General features: G+C 65.5%; 25 protein-coding genes. 10 read left to right on the plus strand and 15 right to left on the minus strand.

The window, feature by feature from the left end; all coding sequences use genetic code 11:
* The first annotated feature begins 103 nt into the window (after window positions 1–103).
* Window positions 104–682 carry a VOC family protein gene (locus K0O64_RS02045; protein ID WP_096309665.1) on the plus strand — a complete coding sequence of 193 codons (579 nt, stop codon included), beginning with the start codon at window positions 104–106 and terminating at the stop codon, window positions 680–682.
* On the opposite strand, the gene K0O64_RS02050 is transcribed toward K0O64_RS02045, so the two are convergent.
* Window positions 679–1,299, minus strand: a complete 621-nt coding sequence (locus K0O64_RS02050) for a TetR/AcrR family transcriptional regulator (protein ID WP_096309666.1) — start codon at window positions 1,297–1,299, stop codon at window positions 679–681. The two genes, K0O64_RS02045 and K0O64_RS02050, sit on opposite strands and share 4 nt — an antisense overlap.
* Before the next feature lie 84 nt (window positions 1,300–1,383).
* Here K0O64_RS02050 and K0O64_RS02055 point away from each other — a divergent pair, with 84 nt between their 5' ends.
* From K0O64_RS02055 to K0O64_RS02065, 3 genes are all read left to right on the plus strand, one after another.
* On the plus strand, window positions 1,384–2,283 hold the full coding sequence (locus K0O64_RS02055; protein ID WP_096309667.1) for an oxygenase MpaB family protein: 900 nt from the start codon (window positions 1,384–1,386) through the stop codon (window positions 2,281–2,283).
* A gap of 85 nt (window positions 2,284–2,368) precedes the next feature.
* Complete coding sequence (locus K0O64_RS02060; protein ID WP_096309668.1) at window positions 2,369–3,367, plus strand: alpha/beta fold hydrolase; 999 nt, start codon at window positions 2,369–2,371, stop codon at window positions 3,365–3,367.
* Window positions 3,368–3,407: 40 nt separating this feature from the next.
* Window positions 3,408–4,307: an SAM-dependent methyltransferase gene (locus tag K0O64_RS02065; protein WP_071947990.1), complete on the plus strand. Its 900-nt coding sequence runs from the start codon at window positions 3,408–3,410 to the stop codon at window positions 4,305–4,307.
* Here the strand turns inward: K0O64_RS02065 and K0O64_RS02070 are convergent, their stop codons facing one another.
* The 5 genes from K0O64_RS02070 to K0O64_RS02090 form a co-directional block, all read right to left on the minus strand.
* Window positions 4,308–5,501: an alpha/beta hydrolase family protein gene (locus tag K0O64_RS02070; RefSeq protein WP_096309669.1), complete on the minus strand. Its 1,194-nt coding sequence runs from the start codon at window positions 5,499–5,501 to the stop codon at window positions 4,308–4,310. It lies immediately after the preceding gene.
* Between the two features lie 53 nt (window positions 5,502–5,554).
* Window positions 5,555–7,384, minus strand: coding sequence for an ArnT family glycosyltransferase (locus K0O64_RS02075; protein WP_096312652.1), 1,830 nt, complete (start codon window positions 7,382–7,384; stop codon window positions 5,555–5,557).
* Between the two features lie 97 nt (window positions 7,385–7,481).
* Window positions 7,482–8,285: a trehalose 2-sulfotransferase gene (gene stf0, locus K0O64_RS02080; RefSeq protein ID WP_071947988.1), complete on the minus strand. Its 804-nt coding sequence runs from the start codon at window positions 8,283–8,285 to the stop codon at window positions 7,482–7,484.
* 67 nt (window positions 8,286–8,352) lie between these two features.
* A complete protein-coding gene (locus K0O64_RS02085; RefSeq protein WP_225933600.1) occupies window positions 8,353–9,729 on the minus strand; it encodes a sulfatase family protein in 1,377 nt (458 codons plus the stop codon).
* A gap of 113 nt (window positions 9,730–9,842) precedes the next feature.
* Window positions 9,843–10,325, minus strand: a complete 483-nt coding sequence (locus tag K0O64_RS02090) for a hypothetical protein (RefSeq protein ID WP_096309670.1) — start codon at window positions 10,323–10,325, stop codon at window positions 9,843–9,845.
* 40 nt (window positions 10,326–10,365) lie between these two features.
* On the opposite strand from K0O64_RS02090, the gene K0O64_RS02095 reads away from it, so the two are divergent.
* Window positions 10,366–11,034, plus strand: a complete 669-nt coding sequence (locus K0O64_RS02095; protein ID WP_096309671.1) for a phosphatase PAP2 family protein — start codon at window positions 10,366–10,368, stop codon at window positions 11,032–11,034.
* Here K0O64_RS02095 and K0O64_RS02100 read toward each other — a convergent pair.
* The 4 genes from K0O64_RS02100 to K0O64_RS02115 all read right to left on the minus strand — a co-directional run bounded on the left by K0O64_RS02100 (window position 10,988) and on the right by K0O64_RS02115 (window position 16,244).
* Window positions 10,988–12,478: a bifunctional phosphatase PAP2/diacylglycerol kinase family protein gene (locus K0O64_RS02100; protein WP_071947984.1), complete on the minus strand. Its 1,491-nt coding sequence runs from the start codon at window positions 12,476–12,478 to the stop codon at window positions 10,988–10,990. The genes K0O64_RS02095 and K0O64_RS02100 overlap by 47 nt on opposite strands.
* Window positions 12,479–12,496: 18 nt before the next feature.
* The gene (locus K0O64_RS02105; RefSeq protein WP_096309672.1) at window positions 12,497–13,462 is read right to left on the minus strand and encodes a hypothetical protein; all 966 of its coding nucleotides are present in this window, start codon (window positions 13,460–13,462) and stop codon (window positions 12,497–12,499) included.
* Window positions 13,459–14,730, minus strand: a complete 1,272-nt coding sequence (locus K0O64_RS02110) for a DUF5631 domain-containing protein (RefSeq protein WP_164519997.1) — start codon at window positions 14,728–14,730, stop codon at window positions 13,459–13,461. The genes K0O64_RS02105 and K0O64_RS02110 overlap by 4 nt, the downstream gene beginning before the upstream one ends.
* A 1,055-nt stretch (window positions 14,731–15,785) precedes the next feature.
* Entirely contained in the window at window positions 15,786–16,244 is a 459-nt protein-coding gene (locus K0O64_RS02115) for a hypothetical protein (protein ID WP_125477365.1), read from the minus strand.
* A 287-nt stretch (window positions 16,245–16,531) separates the two neighbouring features.
* Here K0O64_RS02115 and K0O64_RS02120 point away from each other — a divergent pair, with 287 nt between their 5' ends.
* Window positions 16,532–17,194, plus strand: coding sequence for a L,D-transpeptidase family protein (locus K0O64_RS02120; protein WP_096309674.1), 663 nt, complete (start codon window positions 16,532–16,534; stop codon window positions 17,192–17,194).
* Window positions 17,195–17,264: 70 nt separating this feature from the next.
* Here K0O64_RS02120 and K0O64_RS02125 read toward each other — a convergent pair whose 3' ends face one another.
* Entirely contained in the window at window positions 17,265–17,747 is a 483-nt protein-coding gene (locus K0O64_RS02125) for a nuclear transport factor 2 family protein (RefSeq protein WP_096309675.1), read from the minus strand.
* Window positions 17,748–17,800: 53 nt separating this feature from the next.
* On the opposite strand from K0O64_RS02125, the gene K0O64_RS02130 reads away from it, so the two are divergent.
* Window positions 17,801–18,640, plus strand: coding sequence for a DUF3159 domain-containing protein (locus tag K0O64_RS02130; RefSeq protein WP_096309676.1), 840 nt, complete (start codon window positions 17,801–17,803; stop codon window positions 18,638–18,640).
* Here the strand turns inward: K0O64_RS02130 and K0O64_RS02135 are convergent.
* Complete coding sequence (locus K0O64_RS02135) at window positions 18,619–18,828, minus strand: hypothetical protein (protein ID WP_071947977.1); 210 nt, start codon at window positions 18,826–18,828, stop codon at window positions 18,619–18,621. The genes K0O64_RS02130 and K0O64_RS02135 overlap by 22 nt on opposite strands.
* A 160-nt stretch (window positions 18,829–18,988) precedes the next feature.
* Window positions 18,989–19,582 carry a TetR/AcrR family transcriptional regulator gene (locus K0O64_RS02140; RefSeq protein ID WP_096309677.1) on the minus strand — a complete coding sequence of 198 codons (594 nt, stop codon included), beginning with the start codon at window positions 19,580–19,582 and terminating at the stop codon, window positions 18,989–18,991.
* Between the two features lie 40 nt (window positions 19,583–19,622).
* On the opposite strand from K0O64_RS02140, the gene K0O64_RS02145 reads away from it, so the two are divergent.
* Both K0O64_RS02145 and K0O64_RS02150 read left to right on the plus strand, forming a co-directional pair.
* Window positions 19,623–20,858, plus strand: coding sequence for a hypothetical protein (locus K0O64_RS02145; RefSeq protein ID WP_096309678.1), 1,236 nt, complete (start codon window positions 19,623–19,625; stop codon window positions 20,856–20,858).
* Between the two features lie 3 nt (window positions 20,859–20,861).
* Window positions 20,862–21,905 carry an NAD(P)H-dependent amine dehydrogenase family protein gene (locus K0O64_RS02150; protein WP_096309679.1) on the plus strand — a complete coding sequence of 348 codons (1,044 nt, stop codon included), beginning with the start codon at window positions 20,862–20,864 and terminating at the stop codon, window positions 21,903–21,905.
* Here the strand turns inward: K0O64_RS02150 and K0O64_RS02155 are convergent.
* Complete coding sequence (locus tag K0O64_RS02155) at window positions 21,786–22,628, minus strand: hypothetical protein (RefSeq protein ID WP_220045975.1); 843 nt, start codon at window positions 22,626–22,628, stop codon at window positions 21,786–21,788. The two genes, K0O64_RS02150 and K0O64_RS02155, sit on opposite strands and share 120 nt — an antisense overlap.
* Window positions 22,629–22,778: 150 nt before the next feature.
* Between K0O64_RS02155 and K0O64_RS02160 the strand changes: the two genes are divergently transcribed.
* Entirely contained in the window at window positions 22,779–23,180 is a 402-nt protein-coding gene (locus K0O64_RS02160; protein WP_071947973.1) for an Rv0313 family protein, read from the plus strand.
* Here the strand turns inward: K0O64_RS02160 and K0O64_RS02165 are convergent, their stop codons facing one another.
* Entirely contained in the window at window positions 23,181–24,194 is a 1,014-nt protein-coding gene (locus K0O64_RS02165; protein WP_096309680.1) for an alcohol dehydrogenase catalytic domain-containing protein, read from the minus strand.
* Window positions 24,195–24,222 lie beyond the last annotated feature (28 nt).

Here is a 24,222-nt window from a genome sequence, read left to right on the forward strand (position 1 = left end):
GGGTAGATCGCTCATAGACGATATTCGCCAGCGTCGATGTGCATGCCTGAATCCGGTGTTAGTTTCGGTGGAGAGAGTTGACCAGCATCTGTGGGGGCACGTCATGATCAAGCCGCACAACACCAACCCGGAATTCGAGCTGGGGGGCATCAACCACATCGCACTGGTGTGCTCCGACATGCAGCGCACAGTCGATTTCTACTCGAATGTGCTGGGTATGCCGCTGATCAAGTCGCTGGATCTGCCTGACGGGCTGGGGCAGCACTTCTTCTTCGACGCCGGTAACGGCGACTGCGTCGCGTTCTTCTGGTTCGCCGAGGCCCCCGACGGTACGGCGGGCAGCACCCTACCGGCCGCCCTGCCCGGTCTGGGTTCGATCGTCAGCGCGGTGGGCTCGATGAACCATCTGGCCTTTCACGTGCCGGAGGAGAAGTTCGACGAGTACCGCAGGCGGCTCAAGGAGAAGGGTGTGCGCGTCGGGCCGGTGCTCAACCACGACGACAGCCCGCAGGGCGCTACCCGCGAGCTTCATCCCGGGGTTTACGTCCGCTCGTTCTACTTCAACGACCCGGACGGGATCGTGCTGGAATTCGCCTGCTGGACAAGGGAATTCAGCGACAACGAGGCCGGTACGGCGCCGAAGACGGCGGCTGACCGCAAACAGCCGATAGCCGCTGGTTAGTCGCGGAACAACCGCGGATCACCGAGGTCGTCGATGATCGTGGTGAGCTGATCGGCCAGTTCGGTGGGGGTCAGCGTGACCGCGCCGCCCAACCACGCGCTGATGGTCTGACCGACGCCGCCGACGACGAAGTGCGCGAACGCCTTGACCCGGTCATTGGCCGGACGGTGCAGTGTGGCCTCGACGTGCTGGCCCGACAGCAAGGCGAACAGCGCACCGGACTCCTGACGCTTGCGGACCACCGTCGTGTTGGACAGCTGCGAGCTGAACATCAATCGGCCCACCCGCGGATCCAGCTCGATGGTCCGCACGATGTTGGCCATCGCCGCGCGGTTCTGTCCCTCCACCGGGGCGGTTGCCACCGCGGCCTGCGTGGTGGCGGCCAGATCGGCGACCACCCAGTCGAAGACCGCCGCGACGAATTCGTCCTTGTCGGCGAAGCTCTCGTAGAAGTAGCGGGTGGCCACGCCGGCCTCACGGCAGATACCCCGAACGGTGAGCTCAGCGGGGTCGACATTGCTGCCCAGCAACTCCAGCCCGGCCTCCAGCAGACGGGCCCGTCTCCGGGCCAGCCGATCGGCGGCATCCACGCCGCCATAGGGCCTCGCCTGCGTCATTAGCCCATCTTGACATTGCTCCGGCCAGGGCGGCAATATTAGGAAACATTCGTTGTCAGATTCTTACCCGATAGGTGGCCCAGCGTGACGATCCGCGAACCCGTTGTCGGCCACGTGGATCGTCCGGTGAGCGAGCCGCCGAGGCCGTCGCGCCGCCGGCGGAAACGGGGACCGGGCTTCGACGACGGGCTGATGGGCGTGGCGCTGCTGGCCGGTCCGGCGAACGTGATCATGGAGCTCGCCCTGCCGGGCGTCGGCTACGGCGTGATGGAGAGCCGCGTCGAGAGCGGACGGGCCGACCGGCACCCGATCAAACGGGCACGCACGACATTCACCTACCTCGCGGTGGCCACCCGCGGCACCGACGAACAGAAAAAGGCCTATCGGCGCGCGGTGAACAAGTCGCACGCCCAGGTCTACTCGACCCCCGACAGTCCGGTGGAGTACAACGCGTTCGACAAAGACCTGCAGCTCTGGGTCGCGGCCTGCCTCTACAAGGGCGGGGTGGACGTGGCCCGGATCTTCATCGGTGAGGCCGACGACGAGACTGCCGACCGCCAATACCAGGAGGCCATGGCACTGGCCACCACCCTGCAGGTGCCCGCCGAGATGTGGCCTGCCGACCGCGCGGCGTTCGACAAGTACTGGCAGGAGTCGCTGGACAAGCTGCACATCGACGACACCATCCGGGAGTACCTGTATCCCTTTGCGGTGTCGCGGATTCGCGGCGTGCGGCTGCCGAAGCGGTTGCAGGAATCCCTCGAGCAATTCAATCTGCTCATCACCACCGGGTTCCTGCCGCAGCGTTTTCGCGACGAGATGCGGCTCGAGTGGAACGCGGAGAAACAGCGCAAGTTCGATCGGCTGATGGCGCGCATCCGATTCGTCAACGACCTGACACCGCGGGTCATCCGCGAGTTCCCGTTCAATCTCCTTCTGCGCGATGTGGATCGGCGCATCCGCACTGGGCGGCCGTTGGTCTGAGCCCGGCCGTCGGTTCGGCCCGGCTCTGACGTCGGAATTTCTCCACACTGTGCCCACCGCGGCCCATCCAGTGCGAAGCTGAGCCGTGGACATCTTCGCGCAGTGGCAGGACGGTGGAACTGAGGTTCGCTGGCGATCGACGACGCCGGCCAACGACGGTCAGGAAGTCGCGGTATTCACCAGGCGTAGCGGCACCCCGGGCGCGCCGGCCCTGGTCTGTGTGCACGGCTTCCCGACGTCGAGCATCGACTACTGGGGATTGGCACACGAATTACGTTCGGAAGCCGAGATTTTCACCGTCGACTTTCCCGGCTACGGGCTCTCCGACAAGCCACCGTCGCCATATGTGTACTCGCTCTATGACGATGCGCGGTTGCTCGTTCACCTGATCACCGACGTGTGGCAGCTCGAGGACTACCGCATCGTGACCCACGATCGCGGCAGCAGCGTCGGCATCCTCGTGGTCACGATGCTCGCCGAGGCGAAGGCGCCGATGCCCGCCGACTTGGTCATCACGAACGGGAACATCTACCTGCCGCTGGCCAATCTGACGGCATACCAGAAGGCGCTACTCGACGATTCGACGTCGCGTGCCACCGCGGCCGCGACAACGCCGGACATGCTGGCCGCCGGCCTGGGCGCGAGTACGTTCATGCCCCGTAGAACTCTCGAGGACGCCGAAATCGCGGCGCTGGCAGAGTGCTTCGCGCACAACGACGGTATCCAGGTGCTCCCGGACACCATCCAGTATCTGCATGAGCGAGCGGCCGACGAGACTCGCTGGCTCGAAGCACTGGCGGCCAACCCCGTCGACACCACGCTCGTGTGGGGTCTGCACGACACGGTGGCGCCGTTGCGGGTCGCCAACCATGTGTGGCACACCTATCTCAAGGACAAGCCCGGCCGCAGCCGCTACTGGGTGGTCCCGGGCGCTGACCACTACGTGCAATGCGATGCACCCAAACAGCTCGCCGACATCCTGCGGCTGACCGTTGTCGGTGATCCGGCCGAACTGCAGACGCTGGGGGATACGCCGGAAGGCCCGGTGCTGGTGGACCAGAGCGACGGAGACGGCACCGGCTGAGCGCACGGCGCTGCCAGAGTCCGGGGGTACCCTCGCGGCAGTGCGGACTGACAACGACACCTGGGACATCACCACCAGCGTCGGCTCGACGGCCTTGTTCGTCGCGGCCGCCCGAGCTCTGGAGGCGCAGAAACCTGATCCGCTGGCCGTCGACCCGTTCGCCGAGGTGTTCTGCCGCGCCGTCGGCGGTCCCTGGGCGGCGGTGCTGGACGGGCAGGCGCCCGACCATCCGCTGAAATCCGAAGAGTTCGGTCAGCACTTCGTCACCTTCCAAGCCGCGCGGACCCGGTACTTCGACACCTACTTCGGATACGTGGCGCAAGCCGGGGTGCGCCAGGTCGTCATCTTGGCCGCCGGACTGGACTCCCGCGCCTACCGGCTGGAGTGGGCACCCGACACCACCATCTACGAACTCGACCAGCCTCAGGTACTCGACTTCAAGCGCGAAGCCCTGGCCGCGCACGGGGCTACCGCGAAGGCCGAGCGTCGGGAGATTGCCGTCGACCTTCGCGACGACTGGCCGCAAGCACTGCGGGACAACGGTTTCCGTGCTGATGAGCCGTCGGCGTGGATCGCCGAGGGACTTCTCATCTACCTTCCCGCCGCTGCGCAGGAACAGTTGTTCTCCGGGATCGACGGCCTGGCGAGTGCGCGTAGCCACCTCGCCGTTGAGGAGGGCAGGCCGATGGATCGCGACGCGTTCCGGGCCAAGGTGCAGGAGAACAAGGGCATCGACGATCCGCGTGGCCAGTGGTGGCAGCTGGTCTACAACGAACAGCACGCGCCCGCGTCGCAGTGGTTCGGTGAGCGTGGCTGGATGACCGAGGACACCACGCTGCTGGACTACCTCGCCTCTGTCGGGCGTTCGGTCGACTCCGCGGATGACGAGGCGGCCAACATGCTGGCCAGCATCACATTGGTCAACGCCGTCAAAGAATAGTCAGTCCCACATCACCGGTCGCAGGAATCGGTTGATGCGGCGCAGGTACTCCGGCTGGCTGACGTGCAGGATGTGGTTGCCTGGGAACCAGTGCAGCGCACAGCGATCCCAGTGCTCCCACAGCGCCTCGGCCTGCTCGGGTGGCGCCAGCCGATCGCCGAGACCGGTGATGATCAGGCGCCGGTCCCGCGGGACGAGCGGCTGGTAGTTCAGCGCGCAGTGGTAGGCCGACGCGGCCGCCGAGTCGTCACGGCCGATGGTCCCGAACTTGCGGCCCACTTCGATCAGTTTGTTCGCCGGCCACCACTCGTCGAACGTCGACTCCGGGGTGACCACCGGGACATTGGGGATCACCGCCTCCAGCCGGTCGTCCGCCGACGCGACCAGCGCTGAGGTGTAGCCGCCCAATGACATTCCGGTGAGTGCAATGCGGGCGACGCCGGTATCGCGCAACCAGTTCACGACCGAGCGGAAGTCGTGCACGGCCTGGCCCATGGTTTCGGCGAAGCCGGCCATGCCCTGTGAGAAGAAGCCGTATCCACTGAAGGGCGAACCTTTTTCGGCGCGCCGGCCATGGAACGGCAGGGTGTAGAGCAGCACGTCGTATCCGGTCTTGTAGAACCACGGCAGTGAGAAAAACAGCCCGTTGAACAGATAGGGCGACCCCATGAAGCCGTGGATCACGCACAGCGTCGGCCGTGGACCGTCGTCGTGACGCCAATGCTGCGCCCACACAATGTTGTTGCGCTCCAGCCGCTTCCACTGTTTGCGCATGTCCGGGTTGACCGGTTCGAAGCTGCTCTCGAACCGCATGTTCTGGACGTTGCCGTGGGCGATGTACTGCGCGATCGGATTCGCCGGCCGGGTCGTGATGGTGGGAACGTCGGTGGGCGCCGGGAACGACGCCGCCGGATCGCGCCGGGCCGCCAGTTCGGCGTAGAACTCCAGGTTGCTGCGCTCGCGGTGCAGGTCCGAGCGGCGAACGATGCTCTTCGCCACTGTCGGCAACATGGACACTCCGACCAGAGAGGCGATTGCCGTGCGCAGGCCGATGTCGGCGACCGCCGAGGTATCTACGGTGAGCCGCTGCAGTGCGGTCAGGTCGGAGCGCTTCGGCAATCCCTCGAAACCGGCGTCGGCACCCGGTACATCGGGCACCGGCACCGGGATAGGCAGGTCGACGTTCGACGTCATTGTCGCGGCCTTTCGGTCGGCATCTGTTCTCGGATGCTAACCGGGAACGGGGGTCACACGAGGCGATATACCGTCGCGGCCCCGACCTTCATCGGACGGAAATGCTGTTGTACCCAGTCGGCGATCTCTCCGCCGTTGCGGTCGTGGCTGCGCATCCGACCACTGTCGATGAAGAAGGCGATCTTCTGAGCGTGCACATCATCGATGAACTGCGCCAACGTGGGCACCGGGTCGCTGCTCCACCCACCGATCGCCATGACTGCGGTACCCGACGCGATTTCCAGCGAGGCGGCAGCCTGAGATCCGGACGTTGCCGCCGACCACGGGGTGTGCGCGGATGCCAGCAGCTGAGCCAATTGCGGATCGACGTTGCTCGAGCTGGCGCCCATCATCATCGTCTTCGCGAAGCGGGATCCGACGGTTGGCCAGACATCGGCGGTGTGGGCGGCGTTGGGGATCGATCCGTTGTGCGGCGTGGCGGCGGTGGCGACCGAGAACATCGCGGTGCCGGTAAGACCCGCCAACAACGATGCCGCCAGCGCAACCGGCGTGAGCCGTGGCCAGCGCGTCAGAGCGACGAGTAATAGCACGGCCGCCGCGGCGGCTCCTGCGATGAACCAATCCGTCGATGCGGGACCCAGTCGAGCACGGTGCAACAGGACAACCGCCCAGGCGGCAGCTGCCAGAACCATCACGACGGCCGCCGATCTGCTTCGCACAGCTGCCATCCCGATCAGCGCGCCCGCCGCCGGCGCCAACGCGATGGTGTAGTACGGATGCACCATGCCGGTCATGTAGCTGAACACCAGCGTGTACACCACGAGCCACACGCTCCACATCGTGAAGCCAGCAGCCTCGATGCGGGTCAGCCTGCGCCGCAACGCAAGACACACACCGGTCACGATCGCGACGACCGCTGCCGGCAGCAGCCAGGACGCCTCATAACCCATTTCGGCGGAAAAGATTCGCAGCACTCCGGCGTGGGTGGTCCAACCGCCGGGATGTCCGTGCGACACGGCATTGCCGCCTCCGACGATGCGGTTGAGGCCGTTGTAACCCCATGCGAGATCAAGCACCGTGTTGTTGGTCGACCCGCCGATGTAGGGGCGGGAGCCGGCCGGCCACAACTGGACGACGGCCACCCACCATCCGCCTGAAATCACCAGCGCCACAGCGGCACTCAACAGGTGCGGCGCGCGTCGCTGCCACGTCGTCGGTGCGAACAGCAGATACGCGAGCGCGAAGGCGGGTAGCACCATCAGGCCTTCGAGCATCTTGGTCAGAAACGCCAGACCCAGCGCGATACCGACGAGCGTCAGCCACCGCCATGACGCTCCGGGGATCGCGCGCACCAGGAAGTAGGCAGCCGCAACCATCAGCAGCACCATGAGCGCGTCGGGATTGTTGTAGCGGAACATCAACGTGGCCGCCGGGGTGAGGGCCAACACGCTGCCGGCGATCAGACCCGCGATCGGACCGCGGGTGGGATCGGTGATGATGCGACGCATCGTGGCGTACAGGACGGCGACGGCCGCCACACCCATCACCGCTTGCGGGACCAGCACCGCCCAGCTGTTCATCCCGAAGAGCCGCACCGAGAGTCCGGTCACCCACAGCGAAGCCGGGGGCTTGTCGACGGTGATGAAGTTGTTGGGGTCCAGTGATCCGAAGAACCATGCACTCCAGCTCTTGGCGCCGGACTGGGCGGCCGCGGTGTAGAACGTATTGCCGTAGCCGTTGATCGGCAGGTTCCACAGGTACAGCGCAGTGGTGGCGATCAGCAGCCCGGTCAGGGCGACGGCCGGCCAGCGATTCCGGGTGCGGGGCGTGCTGTCGGACGCGGGTGCGTCCAGTACGTCGGTGCGATCGGCGGTGGCGGTCACCGCACCACGGTGCACGAACCTGCTGGCCGGCGCGGGTTCGCGCAGCTGGGAAATCGCTGTGTATTTGATGATCGACGCACGTGGGCCGCGTCATCGCTCAGGTGGGCAGTCCGTCCCGCTCGGCATCGGCACGGTAGCGGTCCACCCATTCGTCGGATCGTTGATCGGCCTGGCGCTCCAGGACGGGCGCGGGTGCCAACCTCCGGTCTAATCCGAGCGCTACGAGGACTTGACCGACGACGTCAGTGAGGTTGCGCCACAACACCGGATAGGGAACGTCGATGGGATGGACGTCCTCCTCGACGAACCAGTTGCGCCAGCCTTCCTCCTGGGCGCGCAGCATGTGCACCACGTAGGCGATGGCTCCCGCGTGATACTCGGCCCGGGCATCACGCACCGGGTCCGGTCGGCCACGCCACACCCGGGTCTGGACCGCCCGCCAGAACGACACAGCTTGGGAGACCACGTCGGGTCGATACACGTGGATCAGCACCGGATCGCTGCCGACGACGTCGCGGATGGCCGACAGCAGTCCCGCCCCCGACCGTTCGGGCAGATCCTTGGCACGACTGAGTAGCAGAGGCGTCTGGTTCCACATGAGCTTGCCGCCCCAAATGCCGTTCGGCGTGCGCCCGACGGTGCGGATGTAGTCACGCCAGATCTCCGCGGGGGCCAGGTCGGGCTTGCCCTCGATCAGTGGATCGAGCAGCCGCAGAATCGATTGGTCGTCGGTCTCGGAGAACCATTCTCGGGGCTGCGGGGACATGCTGGTGCTCGGCAGGTACTGAAAGAACTCCTGGGGCTCCCCGGCCACACCGGTGGCGCGTAACGACTCGACCAACAGGGTGCTGCCGCTGCGCTGGGAGGCGAGCACCAGGTAGGCGGTCGGCTGATCGGGCATGAGCCGAGCCTAACCGCTGTCAGGCTCTGATGCCGGGGTCGCGAACTTAAACTCGCTTCGACGAAAACTATTGTGGGAAGCCAATTTCATTGTCTAGACCCCGTTCGGCAGCTGAGGCTGAACGGCTCGTCAAGGTGAAACCATTGATCTGGAAATACGTTTCGGTGTAGCGCGCCGCGATCCGTGTTCCGGCGAACTCCGACGGGATGACGTCACGGGTCTTGTGGCGCCAGTCGTTGAGCAGAACCGCGAGCTCTTCGGCGATCGTCTCGGCCTCCTCATCGGCCTCAGCTGCCAAGAGATTGTTGGACTCGGCGGGGTCGGCTTCGAGGTCGTAGAGTTCGCGCGCCGGGCGCGGAGAGTGGATGAACGGCTCCACAGCCTGACCCGAGGGGCTCTCCTCGATGTCGAGCGGCAGATCCAGCAGCGGCCGCTGGGCGTAGTTCTCGATGTAACTGTGCTTCTTGGACCGGATCGCGCGAATGGGGTCGTAGGAATCGTGGTACGTCTTCTCGGTGTAGACGTGGTCGCGGACCGGATTATTCTGCCCCGCAAGCAGATTGGCCGCATGGGACAGACCCTCGATGTCGTCACCGGGGCTGATGCCGACCAGCTCCAACAAGGTCGGCAACAAGTCGACGCCGCTGAACAGCTCGTCGTACACCAGTGGTGTGCGCCGCAGACGGCGCGGTGGGCGGATGATCGTCGCGATCCCCGTGCCGGCGTCGTACAAGGTGGATTTCGCGCGCGGGAATGCGGGGCCGTGGTCGGTCAGGAACACCACCCAGGTGTGGTTGGCCAGTCCTGTGTCGTCGAGGGTGTCCAGCAATCGGCCGACCGCCGCATCGGCGACGGCGATCGAGCCGTAGAAGTCGGCGAGGTCGCCCCGCACTTCAGGGGTGTCGGGCAGGAAATCGGGGACGTCGACGTCGGCAGTGTCCGCGGGCTCGTAACGCTCGCGCGGATACGGCCGGTGGGTTTCGAAGAATCCGGCGGTGAGAAGAAATGGGCTGATCCCGGCGAGCGGTGCACTGTCGGTCAGCCACTCCTGAGCCCGTTCGACGACGTATTCACAGTAGGAGTTGGATACGTCGTACTCGTCGTAGCCCAACCGCGCCGGGAACGACGTCTCGTGCTGCATGCCGAATAGAGCTGAGTACCAACCATTCTCGTGCAGGATATGGGGCAGCGTGCGCACACCGGCGCGATACTCGAACCCGTGGTGAGCCAGGCCGATCAGTCCGTTGCTGTGCGGATAGCGGCCGGTGAACAACGAACCGCGCGCCGGCGAACACAACGGAGCGGTGGCGTGTGAGCGGGTGAACAGGATGCCCTCGGCGGCGAGCTGGTCCAGGCGTGGGCTCGACACCCCCGGATATCCGTAGGCGCCCAGGCAGCGGCCCAGGTCATGCCAGTGGACGATCAGCAGGTTGTCCCGGCTCACACATACCTCCGTTCGGCTCGGCGGGGTCTAGCGTGCCCCGCCGGGTGACGGTGCCCGCATCCGGCGTCGGGCGCAAGGGTTATCCACAACCGGAATCTGGATCGCACGCAGAGTCATGGGTTGTGGGGTACTCCGACTGCGCGGTAGACGTATTCGGGAGGCACGTCGAACGCCAGATGTGTGGCAGGAAGGCGGCTGAGCACGTCGGCGGGGATGGCCACCTTATAGGTCAGTGACAGATGTCCGCTGAACTTCGGATCGACGTCGGCGACGTCGACATCCAAAGTGACTCCGGTGCTGGAAATTTCAACCTTGACGGCGCCTTCTTGCCGATCGCTCCACGGCACGTCCATGGCGCGACCGGCGACCTTGGGAACGCTCGACAACGTTGCGACGGCCCGTTGGGAGGTAAACACCACCGATCCGACATAACTGGCGAAACCCCCACTGGCACGAAGCCCCGGCACCTTGCCGCTGAACCGGCGGCTCACCGCGACGTATTCGGCCAGGTAGATGATGCCCTCGCTCTCGAATTCCTCGCGCATCGCGCGAGGAAGCTTGCCGATGCCGAACAAACGGCGCAGGAGAATGGCCACCTCGACGATCGTGCCAGACTGCCGTGGTAGTCAAGAAGAGATGGCATCGAAAAAAACTTGGCTGATCGCGTCGGTCGTCGTCGCTGTGGCCGTCTACGCGACGATGTGGGTCGGCTACGCGCTGAACTGGGGGTGGCTCGATGCCGTCGACACCGACCTGCTGCAGGCATTCCACAATTTCGGTGCCAAGCGCCCCGAATGGGTGCAGTTCTGGGTGGTGTTCTGCGTGGTGTTCGGCCCGAATGGCTTTCGGGTGGTCGCGCTAGTGCTGTTTGTTGTGGCATTGGTGCGCCGCAAGCTGGCTACCGCGCTGTTTCTGGTCGTCAGCGTCGGCCTGATGGGCCTCGTCACCGAGGGAGCGAAATACCTCGCCGGTCGGCCCCGCCCGGCGACGGCGCTGGCCTACGGGTCGTCGACGTCGTTTCCGTCCGGACACGCTCTCGGTGTGATGGTCGGCGTGCTGGCCCTGCTCACGGTGCTCTGGCCGCAGATCAGCCGTCGGCTCCGGCTGGTGCTGGCCTGCATTGGGGGCGTCTTGATCGTCGTGGTCGGTGTGGGGCGGGTGGTGCTCAACGTTCACCACCCGTCCGACGTGCTGGCCGGCTGGGCGCTCGGCTACCTCTACTTCCTGCTGTGTGTGCGACTGGTGCCGCCGCGCCCGCTCAGCTCAGCGGCCGAAACACCGGCAGCACTCGATACTTCGCGGTGAACGTCGCCTTGTCGTAGTCGTCGCCGATCTCACCGTCGCGGGCCAGCGGTGTCGGGCCGTCGACGGCCTCGAAGGAGAATTCCGGGGCCTGGATCTCGTGGTAGAGCGGGCTGCGTTCCAGGCGGCCGAGGGCAACCGCGGTGAGAATGCGCAGCCGACTCAGCCGCTTGCCGGTCTCCAAAATGCGGACATCGATGAGGCCGTCGTCCATGCGGGTCCGCCGGGCCGGCGCGAAACCCGATGGCAGATAGACGGAATTGCCCAGGAAGAACAACGACGTCTGAATTGTCTTGTTGTCGAACCGGATTCGAACCGGTGTGCCCTTGCGCAATGTGTGAAGCATCGCGTACAGGCCGGCCAGTGGTTTGCCGACCTTGTGCTCGAGCTTCTCCCGGGTCTGGACGAACAGCGGGTAGGCACCGATGCTGGCTGTGTTGATCACCATCTGGTCCTCGTTGAGGCAGACCAAATCCACACAGGAGACGCTGCCGGAGCGGATGGCCGACACGGTGCGATCGACGGTGTCGCAGCCGATGTCCTTGGCGAAGTGGTTGAACGTCCCGGCGGGAAAGACCGCCAGCGGCAGGCCCGCGGAAATCGCGACACTGGCCGCGGACGACACCGTCCCGTCGCCGCCGCCCACCCCGAGCACCTCGGCACGTTGGGCGGCCTGCCGAAAGACTTCCGCCGGGTTGTCGTCCTCGCCGAGTTCGACGATCTCCGCTTTCGGCAGTTTCTCGCGGACCTCGTCGATGACCCGGGTTCCGGTGCCGCTGCCCGAGGCCGGGTTGATGACGAGCACGACGCCGTCGCCGTCGGGCCGTTCCGGGGTGTCGATCACCAGCGGTTCATTCGACATCAACTTGGCCGGCACGATCGGCGGGACCAGTCGGCCGCCGAGCACCGCGATCGCGGCACCGATGCCGAAGCCCGCGAACACGTCGCCGGGGTAGTGCGCGCCGGTGGCGACCCGGGACAGGCCGACCAAGCCCGCCAGCAGCGACAGACCGAGCCCCAGCGGCGGGTTCTCCAGCCCGACGCTGACGGCGAACGCGGCGGCACTGGCCGAGTGGCCGGACGGGAGCGAGTTCGATGTCGGGACACGGCGCGATCGCCGCACCAGTGGCACGAGGGTGCGGTTGGGACGGTCGCGCTTCCAGATGCGCTTGGCGCCCTGATTGGTCACCAGGCTGGTGACGGCCAACGTCGCGACGCCGCGGCCGGCCCCTCGGCGTGCCGAGGGCGAGCCCGACGCGAACAGAATCGCCGCGATGGCGAACCACAGCTTGGAGTGGTCGGCCGCGCGGGTCAGCACAGGCATCGTCTTGTCGATGAGCGCGCTCGGCGATTCGGCGACGGCCTCGAATACCTCGCGGTCCAGCGTGCCCAGCCCGCCCGTGATCTGACGGATGCCCTTAGCGTCTAGCAAGCTGCGCGATGTCATCGCTCCACGGTATCGGGATCAGGACTTGGGCTCGCCGGATGCCTCGTCTGTCGGCTTGCTGTCGGGCACGATGATGCGCCGTGTGGCGACGGGTTTGCCGTCGACCTTCTTGGTGACTTGTGGGTTGGCAGGCGGTGGGGTGGTGATGCGCCCTTGCACCGGTGCACCGTTCTTCACAGTCGGCACGGACACCCGCTTGGTGTCGGGCTTGGCGTCCTTTTCCGATCCTCCGGCACCATGCATCGCGCCGGGCGGGATCATCGGCATGCCGCCCATCCCGCCGGCAGGTGCCGACGTGGGCGTGGCCATGCGCGGTGCCGGCATTTGCGTATTGGCTGCCGACGGCGAGGTGCCGGCCGCGGGCACCGGAGGCGGGCCGAGCATCGCGGTCGGTGAGGTGCCGCCGATCCCGCCGCCACCCGCACCGGATCCGCCTCCACCAGAACCCAATTCGCCGGGGGTCTCACCGAATTCACCCAGTGGGTCGGTCAGGCTGGCCTTGTCGAGTTCAGCGGCTTGTCCGCCGGCTTGCTGCATCATGCCCATGCCGGCCTGCATCATTTGTTGAGCGCCCTGCGCGACCTGCTGGGGGATCTGGGCCAGGGGCTGCAAAGCGCCGCCCATCGCACCGGCCAGGGCGCCGGCGAGCTGGGAGGCCATCTGTGGAAGCTGCTGGGCCATCTGATCGGCTTGGCCCTGACCCGCGACGCCCTTCATCTCGGCGTTGGCCTGCTCATCCTGGGCGGGGAATTTCGCGGCTGCCTCAGCGGTCTTGAAGTCGCGCTTGGCGTGCTCCTCGGTGCTTTCGGTGTTGTCTTTGGGGTCGCCGAGATTGGCGGCCAAACCGAGGACACGCAGCAGCTGTTCGATGGGCGTTGCGCCGGCGACGAGCGGGTCGGAACTGATGGGCGGTGGGGGCACGTTCGCAGCGTTGGCCGACCCGTAACCGCCCTGAGTGAAGTTGAGCTGTCCACCACCGGTCATCGGTGCACCTCTCCCTTCATTGCCAGATTCAGCGCCTGAAACCACGCGAAGTGGTAATTGGCAGCGGTTTTCTCGCCCTTGATCAGCGCGTCGATCGTCGCCAAGAGCTGCCAGTTGCCGACGTTAGCGGTGTCGACATGATCGGGGTAGTCACCCAGGACCTTGCCCTCGACCGTCGCCAGATGCTCGCGGAGGAGTTCGACTTCGGAGTCGAGGTAGCCGGTGCCGGTCGATGCGGCTTTCGCCAGGGTGTGGGCCAGGCGGGGCAGGCCGTCGCGCCATTTGGTGGCTTGGGAGAGCTCCCACCCGAGGTCCTCGACGTCGTCGGTGTCGCGGGCACGGATCGACATCGGGGTGGGTTGGGCGTCCTCGGCGGGCGGGAGGTATTGGCCGGGGGCGTAGGCGGCGGTGAGTGTGGTCTCGCCGAGTAGGGCGTCGAGTGTTCTGTTGCGACTGCGGGGCTTGAGAAGCTTGATGCCGGTGGGGATTTCGACGTGCGGCGGGATCCAGCCACTGGCAAGGTCGGTGGCCAGGACGGTATTGCCGTCCTCGCGGTCACCGATGGCCCAGCGCAGCTTGGGCTCTTGGCGGGCGACGGCGTCGAGGAGTCTGCTGAGGCGCTGTTGCGCTTGGGTCTGGGCGGCGCTGGCGCCGGCCATCGCGCCGGTTGTAGTTGAGGCGACGGCATTTTCGGTGAGCCCGGCGGGTGCTGGGGCGGCTGTTCCGGCGGCGGTCGGTGCTTGGCGGACGACCGCGGGTTGGTTGAGTTGGGTGCCCGCGGACGGGTGGACGGGGGCCGAGCCCGGGGCTGCGGCGGTCGGCATGGCTGGGGGACTTGCGGGTGCGGTGGCCGCGGGGGGCCTCAGGTCTGCACCGTAGGCGGGCAGCGGGCCTTGGGGAGCGGCGGGGGCAGCGGTCGACGGCATGACGGGCGCTTGCGCGGCGGGGGCCGCGACGTAGGCCTGGGTGGTGTCTGGCTGTGTGGCTGCTGGCGCCTGCGGTGCATCGTAAGTCGGTGCAGCATGGGCAGTTTCGAAGAGCGGCGCTCCTGCGGTCGGCGCGGTGGGCGCCATCGGCGGTGCTGCCATGCTCTCGGGATGTATCGGGGTCTGCGGCTGCATTGCATGCGATGCGGTGTTGGACAACGCTTCCGTGCCAGCCGACACCGGGTTGCCGGCCTGGGCGCCGTTGTTGAAGTTTTGGGCAAAGCCTTCGGGGGAGAGGGCGTTGGTGGGGGCTGAGGGTAGGGAGGATTGTGGTGTCGACATGCTCGCAGATGGCACGCCTTGGGTTGGAGCGGCGGCGCCGGTCGCGTTGATTGCAGGCATAGGCGCTGCGGCTGCAACGCCAGTCGACCCCACTTGTTGGGGACCCGCGTTCGTTGCAGGAGTATTCAGACTCCCGGTCAGGCCGGCTCCGCCGCCTGGATTCGCGTTGGTGGAAGCTGCGGGTTGTGTTACCGCCGGTGTCGTGGTTGTACCCGCGGTCCCGCCCTTCTGAAGTCCTGAGGTACCGCCGGGCTGCACCGCACCTGTCGTAGCCGATGGTGATGCGTTGGTACCGGTGATGCCGGACCCTCCGGCCAAATTGGATGCGCCAACTGGTTCATTGGAATGCGAGCCGTCCCCATGTGCGCCGCCGGTCAAGCCAGAGGATGTACCTGCTCCCGAGAAAAGAGCTGCTCCGTCCGACGACCCGACGTGATTGGGTTTGTTGAGAAGTTGCGATACCTGGTTTTGGATTTGGTCGCGATTAGGGGACGAGAATGCTCGCTCGAGATCGATTCCGTTAGAGCGCGCGAATTCGCGGGCGGACATTCCGGCATCTGACTTTTCAAGAACGCGTTGAGTTGCAGCGAACACGTTGTCACAGCTGCTGGCCGCGGCACTGTTCGCTTGCGATTGCGCGTCCACCACAACATCGACGATCTTTCCCAGCTTGACCGGTACCGGATCTTTCGACTGCTGAATCGCCTGGATCGCGGAATTTCCGTGTTGCGCGATCTCATTCAGGTGAGTTCGGAGATACTGGGTCGAGCGGTGGGCCGCGTTGTATGACTCCTGATTTACCGCGTTCCTTTCAGAGATCGCCCGCGCTTGGCTCTCTCCATTGCTGAAGGCCTCGCGAGCATCTTCAGCTGTGATCCCCTCCTGCTGACCGAGTGGGCCGGTCCGCAGCGATTGCAGCATGTCAGCGTAGGTCTCGAATTCGCTACTGAGCAATCCTCGATTGGCGGCTGCCGATGTGAGCGTCGTGAGCGAGGCTACGCCTGGCCATTGGTGGCCGACGAGCAACTCAGACCATTCGCCCGGCGGTAAGTCACTCATTTGCAGTTCTGTTTGATCTGGGCGGTGGCGTCATCTGCGCTCCGCAGTAAAGGCTCCTGTTCAGAGTCCGGCGTCTCTGCCAGATATTCGAGCGTTAGTTTCTGAAAAGTGGTAGCTAGGTCGGTGATGCTTCGAGCGAGGTCATTTGGTGTCGCGGGGTATCGGCTCAACGCATCAGTTAAGTATTGCCCGCCGGCATGTACTGCGAGACGACCGTTACTGGCAACTGCCAAAACAGCTGTCGGGTCGGATCCGCCGCTCTTGTTGTTCGTGGTCAAGATTGCCTGGTGCACTAAATCGTATGCATCGCACACAGCCTTCTTCGCATCAGCAGTCTCCTGATCGCTGTACGTCTTCGCAGCCGGAGTCTCAGGCTTTGGCGCAGGCCTGAACCACGCACCAATCGCGACCGCAATCGCGATTACTGCAATGACGATGGCGATGATCGTCGGCAACCGCGACGGGCCTCCCGAGGGGGGTGGGCCCTGCCACGGAGCTGGTCCTGCTGGCCCGGGTCCGTACGGCGCTTGTGACATGTCGGAATCGTATCCCCTGCGTTTGCCGGTCCGCTATTCACCAACAACGGCAATACCCGCTCTCACCAGCCAGTACACCCAGTTCAGGCGCTTCTAGAACCGCCCACAAGTCATCGAAGTCATCCACACATCGTTAGCTGGCCCAGACGCAACCGTCACCGAACCTTGACTTGACCCGCCAGGAACTTCACAGGGAGCATGAACCGATGCGCCGAGTCGTCGTCTCGATCTGTGCTGCCTTCAGTGCGGCACTGCTCGCGCTGTCTTCAGCCCCACCAAGCCACGCCGAAACCCCGTGGTTCCAAGCCAACGTCGGCAACGCCACCCAGGTCCTCTCCGTTGTCAGCACCGGCGGAGCCACCGCGAAGATGGACGTCTGGCAGCGCGGCGCCAACGGCTGGCAGCCCGTCCTCGTCGGCGTCCCCACCCACGTCGGCGCCAATGGCATGGTGCCGCAGTCCCACGACGGTGAATCGAAAACGCCGATGGGCATCTTCACCCTCGACTTCGCCTTCGGCACCCAGCCCAACCCGGGCGGCGGACTGCAGTACGTGCAAGTCACCCGCGACCACTGGTGGGACGGCGACATGAAAAGCCCCACCTACAACACCATGCAGGTCTGCAAGAAGGCCGACTGCCCCTTCGACACCGACCCGGCCAGCGGCACCGAGAACCTCTACATCCCGCAGTACGCCCACGCGATCGTGATGGGCGTCAACAAGGCTCGCGTCCCCGGCAACGGCGGCGCTTTCTTTGTCCACACCACCGACGGTGGACCCACCGCCGGCTGTGTCTCCCTCGACGACGACACCCTCGTCAAGATCATGCGCTGGCTTCAGCCCGGCGCGCTCATCGCCGTCGCGAAATGACGCATCGAGCGTGCAGGCTGTCGTCGACTCCGCGGCCGATCGTCGACGACGAGCTGCACGCTCGACGTAGCTAGGGGTTCGGGTTGATCGCCTTGCCCGGCGTCGCCTTGAAGTTCAGCGCCTCGGTCGACATCGTGAACTCGTACGTGCGGTCGTATCCGGTCTTGCTGATCTTCCAGCCGTCGGGCGTCTTGCGGTAGCGGTCGCGGTAGAACGCCGCGCCCTCGAGAACGAAATTGAACTCCGGCACGATGACCCGGTCCTGCAGGTACCAGATGGCCTCGGCCTCGTCGCCGTCCACGCTGATCTCCGGATGCGTGACGCGATGTTCGGTGAGCACCCCGGCCGGCATCGACTTGCGCATGAACTCCACCAGATCCTTGCGGTTGGTGAAGCGGTGCTCCTCACCGAGTGAGGAGCCGTAGTCACCGACGATGTCCTCGGTCAGAGTGTCGGCGAAGTCGTCCCAATGCTTGGTGTCCAGCGCCCGCAGATAGCGGTACTTGACCTGCTTGATCGCCTCGATTGCTTCCGCATCAGCCATGCCGGTCATTGCAGCACACCGAATCTGTCGACGGGGGCAGTTGTCCCGGTGACAATGACTCAATGGCTGAACCGGATAAGCCCGACGCCACCGTCCCGCGAACGAACTTCGTCGACGGTTTCCTGCGCTCGCCGCTCTCGGGCATCGCCCCGTGGATTGTCATGGCGATCATGTCGGGGCCGGGCCGTTTCGGGCAGGCTGCGGCCGCCGCGTTGGGCCTCACCCTCATCGTCATGTGGGCGGGCAGCCGCCGCGGCATCAAAGTGCATTCCCTCGAAGTCTTCGGCGCGGTCGTCTTCGCCGCGTTCGTCGGCCTCGGTGTCTGGGGTTCCCCGGCACTCGTCAACTGGCTGGAGTTGTGGGCCGGGGAAATCACCAACGGACTGCTGGCCCTTTACGCGCTGGCCACTCTCGCGATCCGCCGTCCGTTCACCATCGCCTACGCCCGCGACACCGTCGACCGCGAACATTGGGGCAGCCCGCTGTTCATCCGGGTCAACTACATCCTGAGCGCGGTGTGGGCCGGCGCTTTCCTGATCAACACGGCCGTCGGCACATTCGGCGACGCGGTGCTGCACGATGGCGACAACTTCTGGACCGGCTGGATCGTGCAGCTTGCCGTGACTTTGATCGCCGTGGCCATCACCGAGTTCTACCCCGACTATGCACGCGCCAAGTTTCTTGCGGCCACCGGCGAATCCGCCGAAGCCCCACCATCATTCGGCAAGCTTCTCGACTGGCTGCCCGGCTTCGTGATCGGTATCGACATCGCCGGCTGGGTCAGCGATTCGTTCCCGGCACCAGTGGGCATCGCACTGATCGTGGTCGGCGTCCTCGCCGGAGCGGTGATGCGAAAGCTGTTCCCCGAGAAGGACTTAGATCAGCCGAGCTCGGCTTCGTAGCGCTGGGCGATGGCCACGAGCTCCTCGCGCACCGTTGACGGCGGCAACGCACTGATGCGTGCGTACAGACGGCGACGCGTCATGGCCCGCTTCATGTCTTTGCGGAACTGCGCAATCGACGACATTGTTCTCAACTCCTTGATGTCCCCCGGTTCTTCAGGGGATGGTTTTTTGCTGTAGACGTCCACCAATCAGGGATCGCCTGATTGGAGGAACCCTTCGATCGTCGTTGTTAATTTCAGGTAAATCAACTTTGGCCCTGTGAGTTTGGCTACATCGAGCGATTGTGTGGCGTGGGTCATGTGATGGCCCACACGATGACCGACGGCGGTGACGGAGTTCGCTGACTCAGCCCTGCAAATAACGCGTGACCATGTCCACCAGGAGCTGACGTTCACGCTCCCACTCCAGATGCGAGTCCACGATCATCTCGACCAACACCATGCCGCGCAACGACGACCAGATCACCTCGGCGACGCCGGGATCGTCGGAGATCAGCCGTCCCAGTTGATTGATCGCGGTGTTGATCTCCATGAGGTGCCGTTTGGCGCTGTCGCCATGAGTGCCGCGGGTGGCCCGCAGGATCTCGAACGCCGCCAACGAGGTCGGGCTGCTGTAGCAGCGGAACGCGGTCTCGACGACGACTTCGATCCGTTCCCGCAAGCCGAGATCCGCAACGTCCGCCTCGCCAAGGCTCTTCAGCAGGCCGGCCACGCCCTCGTCGACCACTGCCATGAGCAAGCCGTTGCGGTCACCGAAGTGGTACTGGATCACGCCCCATGTGACCCCCGCGCGCTCCGCGACGTGCTTGGCCGTCGCGGCCTGAAAGCCCTCCTCAACCACGCAGCGGACGGTCTCGTCGATGATCAAGGCCCGGGTGTCATCGCCCCGCTTGCGCGGCGCTTGGGTCTGCCGCGTGGGGGGAGTGCCGAGCGCTTTCACATTGTTGACTTTATAACATTGAGCCGACTATGTTTCGGCTATGAGCCAGCCCCTCAGTCGTTATGCCCAGTTGTCGCGGGCCGAACTCGCCACCCTGGTGCCCGAACTGCTGTTGATCGGCCAGATGATCGACCGGTCCGGGATGGCGTGGTGCATCCAGTCGTTCGGCCGGCCCGAGATGCTGCAGATCGCCATCGAGGAGTGGGCCGGCGCCAGCCCGATCTACACCAAACGTATGCAGAAGGCCCTGAAGTACGAGGGCATCGACATCTTCACGATCTTCAAGGGACTGCAGCTCGACATCGGCGCCCCGCCGCAATTCATGGACTTCCGCTACACGGTGCACGACCGCTGGCACGGCGAATTCCACCTGGACCACTGCGGCGCCCTGCTCGACGTTGAACCGATGGGGCCCGAATACGTCAAGGGCATGTGCCACGACATTGAGGACCCCACGTTCGACGCGACCGCCGTCGCCACCAATGCCAGGGCGCAGGTGCGTCCCATCCACCGCCCGCCGCGCACGCCCGCCGACCGCACGCCGCACTGCGCGTGGACAGTCATCATCGATGAGTCCTACCCCGAGGTGACCGGTATCCCGGCGCTTGCTGTGGTGGCCAAGACCCGGGCCGCCAATTGGGAGCTGGCACCCATCGATCCGAATGACGAAGGGCAAGCCGACTATTCGGGTGCGCTGGTGTCTGACGTCGACTTCGGGGCGTTCTCGCACTCCGCGCTGGTTCGCATCGCCGACGAGGTGGTGCTGCAGATGCACCTGCTGAACCTGTCCTTCGGTATCGCCGTGCGTGCCCGTGCCGGTGACAACACCGAGCTGGCCACCGACATCTGCACCAAGCAACTCACCGGCATCGCCGGTGTCGCAGCGGAGCGTATTCAGCGAGCCCTCAAGCTGTCCAACGACTTCGACGGTTTGGCGAAAGTGCTCGAACTGCACCCGCTGTTCAACCCGGCCGGTTACGTCGTCGCCGAGGTCGAAGGTGGCCGGCTACACGTCCATCCGTCGCCGTCGCATGAGGACGGATCGTGGATCTCGCTGTGCTCCCCGGCGTCCCCGGCGCCGTTGCAGGCCATTGCGACCGCAGTCGATCCGCACATCGCCGTGCGGATCGCCGGCACCGAGGCCGACTGGACCGCCGAATTCGAGAAGACCGAGACCGCCGCGAAGGATTCGCCGGAGGTGGAGGTCACCAAGTTCAGCCACGGCGTCACCTTCGTGTTCGAAGAACGTCGCTCACTTCCGCTGACGGTGGTGTAGCCGGTGACCTACCGCGTGGTGCAATGGGGCACTGGGGCGGTGGGCGTCGAAGCCATCCGCGGCATCCTGGACCACCCGGACCTGGAACTGGTTGGTGTCAAGGTCTATTCGGAGACCAAGGTCGGCACTGACGCCGGAGCGCTGGCCGGGCGGGATCCGATCGGTGTCACCGCGACGATCGACGTTGACACCGCTGACGTCGACGCCGTCCTGTACGCGCCTCGCCATCCGTCGGTCGACGATGCCGTCGCGATCCTGACGTCCGGCGCCAATCTGATCACCACCGCGTTTGCGTTTCACCCCGCGCGGATGGAACCGGCCGATCGTGACCGGCTTCAGCAGGCCTGCGCGCACGGCAACAGCTCCCTGCACGGCACCGGGCTGAATCCGGGGAACCTCGGTGTGGTGGTGCCGTTGGCGTTGACCGGTTTATCGCGGACTATCGAGCACGTCAGGGTGCAGGAGCGTGCCGACTGGTCGGTCTACGACAGCACCGAGATCACCTTCGACCAAATGCACTTCGGAAGCCCGCTCGACCAGGTGACGGCCCAGACCGACGGCCTACGGTTCACCAGTGAGCTCTTCCAGCAACAAGTTTGGCTCCTCGGCGATGCTCTGGGCCTCGGAGTTGATGAGGTCACCACCGAGTTGGAGGTGATTCCGGCCAGCGCCGACCGCGATGTGTGCGGCCGCATCTTGCGCGCCGGAACCGTTGCGGGTCAGCACTGGCAGTGGACGGGCCGGCGCGGCGGCCAGCCGGTCGTCGAAGTCGAAACCCTGTGGACCGTCGGCGAACCGCAGCCCAAACACTGGCCGACTCCTCAGCACGGGTGGACCGTGACCATCGAAGGTACGCCGTCGATGCGGGCGCATCTGATGACACTGGCAAGCTTCCGCCGCGATGTTCCGCTAGAGGAACACGTTCGATCAGCCAGCGTGGCGACCGCGATGCAGGCTGTGAACGCTATTGGTGCGGTGTGCGATGCCCCGGCCGGCTTCGTCACCATGGCGGACCTGCCGTTGAGCCTTTACCGCGGCGGTCGCTGAAACAGGCTGTCCCGCAGCTAGTTTGATATTCGTAACGGCGGTGTTCACCGCTGTCGACACCTGGCCACGCATCACGTCGAACACCGAGCGGGCCTGTGTCATCCCGGCCGACAGCGCGGCGCGCACGTTGCCGGTGCTCGCCAGCGTCGTGGCTGCGGCGTTGGCGGTCTGAACAACGCCTAACAGCAGCGTTTCGCCGGCCTGAAACGCCACCGCTGAGGCGACGTTGATCGCTTCGACGGTGGCCACCTGAATAAGGCCATGCGCCCCGGTGGGCACCGTCGGCTGCCCGGGCGATTGGTTCAACGCGTCAAGGATCTTGTTGCGCGCGGCACCGGGTGTGGTCTGGCCGGACAGCACATCCATCGCCTGGACGACGGCGACCTCCAGGGTGTCCTGTGCTTTGGGCAGAACAAGATTCAGATCGTTGCCGATGATCTTCTCGACCGCGGCGTCCGCCGGCATGGTCACTCCTGCCGCCGCTGCTCCGAGCGAGCCCACGACGTTGCCGGTCTGCACGAGAGTTTGGAGGAAAGTGGCCGGCGCCTGCGCCACACCGATCGGAATCGTCACCGCGCCCTGCACGATGAACGGACAGATCAGGCCGCAGAACGTCAACTGATTGCGCAGAAACGCCAGGGGTATCGCCCCGATCGGCGCGGCGGTGAGTTCGATGTCGGGGACCGCGACATGGGCGATGCGGGCCTCGACCGGCGGCGCCAACGGAGTGATCGAGAACGCGACCATTGCGGCGGCCGCGGAGCTGCTGAGGAAACGGGTTCGCACGGAAGCAGACATATTCGGGACACGGTTTCGCCGTGCGCGAAGTTCATCTTGTCGACGCGACGGCCATCTGCGCGCACACTGGCAGCTATGGAGAACAACGGACCGTTCGGGTTCGATCCCGACGACATCGATCGCGTGGTGCGCGAGGCCAGCGAAGGCCTGCGCGACGCCTTCGGGCGATTCCTCAGCAGCTCGGGGCAAGGTGCTGCGTTCGGCGGCCTGTTCGACGAGTTCACCCGGCACTCGCGGCCCCGGTCGCAGCCGGAGACCGCGGGCGAGGCGGGGGACGGCGTGTGGGCCATCTACACCACCGACGCCGCCGGCAAGGCCCACGTCGAGCAGGTCTACCGAAACGAACTCGACGCGTTGCGCGCCAACAAGCACAACACCGACCCCACCCGCAACGTCCGGTTCCTGCCGTACGGCATTGACGTCAGCGTGCTCGACGCGTCCGAGAATTCGGACAGCGCCGACGACCAGCCCGAGTAACTACATCGTCAGGACCATGCGGTAGCGCGCACGGCCCTCGTCCATCGCTGCGTAGGCCTCGGCGGCCTCGGCCAGCGGCCGCTCCTCGATGCGGGCGCGCACCCCGGACTGCAGCGCGAAGTGCAGGGTGTCTTCGACGTCTGCGGAGGTGCCCGACGGATGCCCAACCACGCTGAAGTTGCCGAAGATCAGGTCGCCCGGCGTGATCGGTAGTGGATCGAACGTGGCCCCGACGATCACCAGCTCGCCCTGCGGTGCGAGGCCGGGAACCGTGGCCGCCATGGCCGCCGAGTTGGCAGCGGTGGCCAGCACCACCTGGGCGCCACCGAGCGCCTGCAATGCCTCGCCGACGTCGCTCGCAGTGGAGTCGATGTAGTGGTGGGCGCCCAGTTCCTTTGCGTCATCGGCCTTACCCGCGCCGCGCGCGATCGCGATGGTCTCGAAACCCATGGCGCGGGCCCACTGCACACCCAGATGTCCGAGCCCGCCGATGCCGAGGACGGCGACGCGATCGCCGGCCACCGCGCGCGTCGTGCGCAGCGCGTTGTAGGTCGTCACTCCCGCGCACCCCATCGGTGCGGCTTCGGCGAACGACAATCCGTCGGGGATGCGCGCCAGCGCTGTGCGCGGCACGATCACCGACTCGGCGTAGCCGCCGGGATAGTTCCAGCTCGGCACCTCGAGGTTCACGCACTGCATGAATTGGCCCTTGCGACACGGCAGGCACCTGGTGCAGTTGCCGCCGAACCAGCCCACTGCCACACGGTCGCCGACTGCGAATCCCTCGACGCCCGAACCTAATTCGGCGATGGTGCCGGCGATTTCGTGTCCGGGAGTGATGGGCCAGGTCAGGTTCGGGAACGAGCCGGTGACGAAGGCGTGGTCGGTGCCGCACACCCCGCACGCGTTGACCGCGATCCGCACGTGTTCCGGTGGCGGCGAGCTGGTCTCCACCTCCGTCAGCTCCAGCGGGGCGTTGGCTGATTTCACGTGGACGGCGCGGTGTGTGGCCATGGCTCCCTCGGTTCGTAGCGATGCTGGG

Source organism: Mycolicibacterium pallens (assembly GCF_019456675.1).
GTDB classification, from domain to species: Bacteria; Actinomycetota; Actinomycetes; order Mycobacteriales; family Mycobacteriaceae; genus Mycobacterium; species Mycobacterium crocinum.

Coding starts and splice junctions, on each gene's coding strand:
- K0O64_RS02045 (WP_096309665.1), top strand. CDS start 104: ATGATCAAGCCGCACAACACCAACCCGGAATTCGAGCTGGGGGGCATC.
- K0O64_RS02050 (WP_096309666.1), bottom strand. CDS start 1,299: ATGACGCAGGCGAGGCCCTATGGCGGCGTGGATGCCGCCGATCGGCTG.
- K0O64_RS02070 (WP_096309669.1), bottom strand. CDS start 5,501: ATGACGTCGAACGTCGACCTGCCTATCCCGGTGCCGGTGCCCGATGTA.
- stf0 (WP_071947988.1), bottom strand. CDS start 8,285: ATGCCCGATCAGCCGACCGCCTACCTGGTGCTCGCCTCCCAGCGCAGC.
- K0O64_RS02095 (WP_096309671.1), top strand. CDS start 10,366: ATGGCATCGAAAAAAACTTGGCTGATCGCGTCGGTCGTCGTCGCTGTG.
- K0O64_RS02100 (WP_071947984.1), bottom strand. CDS start 12,478: ATGACATCGCGCAGCTTGCTAGACGCTAAGGGCATCCGTCAGATCACG.
- K0O64_RS02105 (WP_096309672.1), bottom strand. CDS start 13,462: ATGACCGGTGGTGGACAGCTCAACTTCACTCAGGGCGGTTACGGGTCG.
- K0O64_RS02110 (WP_164519997.1), bottom strand. CDS start 14,730: ATGTCGACACCACAATCCTCCCTACCCTCAGCCCCCACCAACGCCCTC.
- K0O64_RS02120 (WP_096309674.1), top strand. CDS start 16,532: ATGCGCCGAGTCGTCGTCTCGATCTGTGCTGCCTTCAGTGCGGCACTG.
- K0O64_RS02125 (WP_096309675.1), bottom strand. CDS start 17,747: ATGACCGGCATGGCTGATGCGGAAGCAATCGAGGCGATCAAGCAGGTC.
- K0O64_RS02130 (WP_096309676.1), top strand. CDS start 17,801: ATGGCTGAACCGGATAAGCCCGACGCCACCGTCCCGCGAACGAACTTC.
- K0O64_RS02145 (WP_096309678.1), top strand. CDS start 19,623: ATGAGCCAGCCCCTCAGTCGTTATGCCCAGTTGTCGCGGGCCGAACTC.
- K0O64_RS02160 (WP_071947973.1), top strand. CDS start 22,779: ATGGAGAACAACGGACCGTTCGGGTTCGATCCCGACGACATCGATCGC.
- K0O64_RS02165 (WP_096309680.1), bottom strand. CDS start 24,194: ATGGCCACACACCGCGCCGTCCACGTGAAATCAGCCAACGCCCCGCTG.